The following is a 4,335-nucleotide window of genomic DNA, read 5'->3' as shown; positions in this document are numbered from 1 at the left end:
AAGTTGACCGCCCCGGCCTGGCTTTGCAGCGGCGCGACGACCTCGCCGGCGGCATTGCGGCGGGCCGGCGCGTCGTCGGCCTCGGGCACGACGACCACGATGTGGCCCGAGCGGCCGTCCTCCTTGCGCCGCGCGGCGATCAGCCCGATCGCCCCCTGGTTCACCTCGGCCTGCAGCTTGCTCAGCGTGCCGGTCTGGCGCCAGCCGAATTCGGGGCCGAACTCACGCAGCCAGCGGAACAGGTCGTTCGCGCGCTGCTCGGTGATCGTGTCGCCGATGCGCGGCGCCACGTCTTCGCCCTGCGCGCGGCGCAGCAGTGCCCTGGCCGTCCACCACACCCGGGGCAGGTAGATGCCCGCCAGGTGGCACAAGTCGTGCGCGTAGATGTTGCAGAAGGTCAGCCCGTCGTGCGGCTGATAACGCAGGTGCCTCGGCTCGTCCACCGCCAGCCAGTCGACGATCGCGGCGATCTCGGCGCGCAGCTGCTCGGGCGTGCTGCCGCTGCGGCCGGGCTGGCCGTTCTCGTTGAGCGAGTGCGCATCGGCCGGGTCGCGCCGGCGCGTGAGCGAGCCCGGCTTGCGCGGCATCGTGACGCCGACGATGCCGGCCGCCGGCGGCACCGCGGCCGGCACGACGAGCGGGATCTCGGCCGGCGCCTCGTCCGGCACCAGGAACTTCTTCGACGCGAAGCCGCGCAGCAGCGCGCCGGCCAGGCTGGTCTCGACCTCGATGAAGCCGTTGACGGCCTGGCCGGTGATCGCGCGCACCGGCTGCCCGTCCGGCAGGTGGCCGATCACGTTGGCCTGCGGCGGCGTGCTGATCTCGGGCTCGCGACGCAGCCGCAGCATGCCTTCCTGCGTGTCGACGCGCAGGTGCGGGCCGGTGGCGGTGACCGGCGTGGGCGGCGCCACCACCGCCTGGCCCGGCGGCGGCGCGACGATCACCGGCGCCGCGCCCGGCAGCGCCACCGTGTGCGCCAGGCGCAGGAAATCGAAGATCGCCTCGCCGTAGAAGCGCGTGCCGTCGAAGTGGCCCTGTTTCAGGCCCTTGGCCGGCTTGAACGTGCCGGTGTTGTAGGCGATGCCGACGGCCGCCAGCTCGGTGTCGCTCAAGGCCTCGCGGCCATCGAAGCCGAGCTTGCGCAGCGCGCGGTTCAGCTCCGCCAGGCACTTGCCCAGCGCCTTGTCGAAGTGCTCGTAGTCGCGCTGCAGGAAGTAGCCCGGGTCGGTGCGGAAGAACTGCAGGTCGAGCTGGAAGATGCCGAAGCCATGGCAGAACTTGGCCGGCCGCTTCGCCACGCCGGCATAGGCGGGGATGTGCGCGGCCATGTCGACCAGCGCCTGGCGCGCGATCGCGAACATCTCGCCGCCCTGCGGCGCGGCGAGCAGGTCCGCCTTGGTGGTCGGAAAGGCCGAGCGGCCCTTGTCGGCATCCAGCGTGTCGCCCACGCACAGCGCCAGCACCTGCTCAACCGGCAGCCCCTGGCGGCGCAGCGCCGGCCAGACATCGCCCGTCTCCTGGCAGGCGATGGCGGTGATGAAATCCACCGTCAGCGGCGTGCCGGCGACCGCGGCCTCGATCTGCGGCTGGAACTGGGTCTTGAACCACAGCACGTCGGCGCTGTCTGGCATGAGGGACCTCCGGGATGCGGCGTCGTCAAGCCGATTCTTCGCCTGGGGCGCGGCCGCGAGAATCCTCAGGCTTGGGGAGGCGGCTCGGCACGTTCGGCCACCGGCGCCGCGACCGGGTCCAGCCCCCACTCGGCCCAATCGTCGCCGAACAGCTCGACCGGGTGCTGCGTGCGCTCCGAGCCATTGCCGCAGGCGAGCGAATCGGCCGCGCAGAACTTGTCACAGCCCCAGCACGTGCGCTCGGGGTGGGCAGGGTGGATCGGGAACTTCTTGTGGGCCATCTCGGCGTGCTGGGCGGGCCTGCGAGCCGGCGGGCTTCACCGCAGGCTGCAGGCAGGCCGGCCCATTCTGGGTGCCACCCCGGGCCGCGCCGCTGATCGGCGTCAAGGCTGGCGCATCGCCGCCGCAGCGGCCACCCAGGCGTCGTAGCCGCCCCGCAAGGGCTTGACCGACAGATAGCCCGCCTGCATCAAGCGGCGCGCCGCCGCCACCGCCCCGGCGTCTTCGGGGCAGGCGCACATCGTGACGATGAGCCTGTCCCTGGGCCAGGGGCCGACGGTCTCGTCCAGATGATCCAGCTCGGCCCATCGCGCGCCGGGCACCGGCCCGGTCTCGGCCACCATCCCGGCCCCGCGCAGGTCGATGAGCAGCGGCGGCTGCTCGCTGTGCATCGCCGCCATCAGCTCGCCCGGGGTGATGTGGGGCAGCGCGCTGTGCGCCTTGAAGCGGTACCGCTGCCACAGCTTCCAGCCCAGCCACGCACCGGCCAGCGCGAGCAGCACGGTCAAGGCGGTGCCGGTGTGCTGGTCGAGCACCGAGATCACCGCGCGCACGGCATCCTTCAAGGCCCAGCCGGCGCCCAGGGCCAGGCCGGCCCACAAGGCGCCGCCGGCGGCCGCGGCCGACAGAAAACCCGGCAGGCTCATGCGCAGTGCGCCCGCGATCGGCGGGGCGACCGTCGAGAAGCCGGGGATGAACTTGGCCACCACCAAGGACGGAAGCCCCCAGCGCACGAAGCGCGCCTCGGTCTGGCTGACACACGAGCTCGGGTTGATCGACAGCCTGCACAAGCCCGCCAGGACCCGGTAGCCGAACAGCCGGCCCGCGTGGTACCAGGCCCAATCCGCGACGACCGACGCCGCGATGGCCGCGGCGACCAGCTGCAGCAGCTGCACCGGCGTGGCCGCGAGGCTGCCGGCCAGCAGCAGCGTCGGGACGGCAGGCACCGGCAGCCCCGCCTGCTGCAGCAGCACGTTGAAGAACACGACGGTGATGGCGTCCTGCCGAACGACCAGGCTCAGCTGCTGAAGGTCCATGAAGGGGTCTCGGCGTACGGTGGCGGGCGGCCGCCACTCTACCCAGGTGCGATCTGCCTTTTCGGGCACAGGGGGTTGACGGCGTCGTAAAGACTATTTACAGTGCGCCTCCTTCGCTCGACCGAGCCCCCCGTTTTGCCGAAAGCCTGCATCGTGCCGCCGCGCCTCGCCATCCACACCAGCCGACCCTCGAAAGGTCTGGTCGCGTTCGTGCGCGCAGCCGCCATCGCCAATGGGGCGAGCCATCCGTTGCGCGATCGGCTCGAGGATCCGTGGCATCCGGGAGAGAGGAGCGCTTGAGAAGCGCACCCTCCAAGCTCTGTTCGCAGGGGCCCGGATTCCGAAAGGATCCGGGCCTTTTTCATTTCCAACGCACCGGAGTTCGAAGCTCGTCATCCGCTCCACTTCGGGTGTCGAGCTCGCGCTTCGGGAACTCAAGGACTATGCGGCTGTTGCGCGACGAAGATGCGTGCAGTGACGCGATGAAGGAATCAACATGGAAACCAACCACATCCACGAAGACGTGAGCGGCGGCGTGCCGCTGAAGATGTGGACGCGCGGCGTGCCCATCGAAGACGCCGCCAAGCGCCAGCTGCAGAATGCCGCGCGCCTGCCGATCGTCTTCAAGCACATCGCGGCGATGCCCGACGTGCACTTCGGCATCGGCGCCACCGTCGGCTCGGTGATCCCGACCATCAAGGCCATCATTCCGGCCGCGGTGGGCGTGGACATCGGCTGCGGGATGATCGCGGCGAAGACCACGCTGACAGCGAAGGATCTGCCCGACAACCTGGGCCCGCTGCGCTCGGCCATCGAGCGCGCGGTGCCGCACGGCCGCGCGCCCGGCTCGCGCGACCCCGGGGCGTGGCAGAAGGCGCCGGGATCGGTGAACACCGCGTGGGGGCAGCTCGAGCCGGAGTTCACCGAACTCTGCCGCGATTACCCCAAGCTCGCGAAGACCAACCACATCCAGCACCTGGGCACGCTGGGCACGGGCAACCACTTCATCGAGGTCTGCCTCGACGAGGCGGGCTTCGTCTGGTTCATGCTGCACTCGGGCTCGCGCGGCGTGGGCAACGCCATCGGCACGCATTTCATCGAACTGGCGAAGAAGGATGCCGAAGCGAACCAGCGCAACCTGCCGGACCAGGACCTGGCGTACTTCGAGGAAGGTGCGCAGTACTTCGGTGACTACGTGCGCGGCGTGGGCTGGGCGCAGAAGTTCGCGGCGCGCAACCGCGAAGTGATGATGACCAACCTGATCGCGACCGTGCGCAAGGTGATTCCCAAGCCGTTCGAGTCGCACATCGAGGCGGTGAACTGCCACCACAACTACGTGCAGCAGGAACGCCACTTCGGTGAAGACGTGTTCGTGACCCGCAAGGGTG

General features: G+C 70.3%; 4 protein-coding genes. 1 reads left to right on the top strand and 3 read right to left on the bottom strand.

Annotation, left to right across the window (positions count from 1 at the left end; translation table 11 throughout):
• The 3 genes from VJ693_RS25600 to VJ693_RS25590 form a co-directional block, all read right to left on the bottom strand.
• A partial coding sequence (locus tag VJ693_RS25600) for a hypothetical protein (RefSeq protein WP_324158995.1) occupies nt 1-1,631 on the bottom strand: 1,631 nt, incomplete at its 3' end.
• A gap of 65 nt (nt 1,632-1,696) precedes the next feature.
• A complete protein-coding gene (locus tag VJ693_RS25595) occupies nt 1,697-1,912 on the bottom strand; it encodes a DUF3079 domain-containing protein (RefSeq protein WP_324158993.1) in 216 nt (71 codons plus the stop codon).
• A gap of 102 nt (nt 1,913-2,014) precedes the next feature.
• Nucleotides 2,015-2,947 carry a VTT domain-containing protein gene (locus VJ693_RS25590; protein WP_324158991.1) on the bottom strand — a complete coding sequence of 311 codons (933 nt, stop codon included), beginning with the start codon at nt 2,945-2,947 and terminating at the stop codon, nt 2,015-2,017.
• A gap of 496 nt (nt 2,948-3,443) precedes the next feature.
• Here VJ693_RS25590 and VJ693_RS25585 point away from each other — a divergent pair.
• The coding region (locus VJ693_RS25585) for an RtcB family protein (protein ID WP_324158989.1) at nt 3,444-4,335 on the top strand (892 nt) is incomplete at its 3' end.

It is taken from the genome of Ideonella sp. (genome assembly GCF_035254525.1).
Taxonomy (GTDB): domain Bacteria; phylum Pseudomonadota; class Gammaproteobacteria; order Burkholderiales; family Burkholderiaceae_C; genus Ideonella.
The sequence above is the reverse complement of the archived record's forward strand: the minus strand, read 5'-3'. Positions and strand labels throughout refer to the sequence as shown.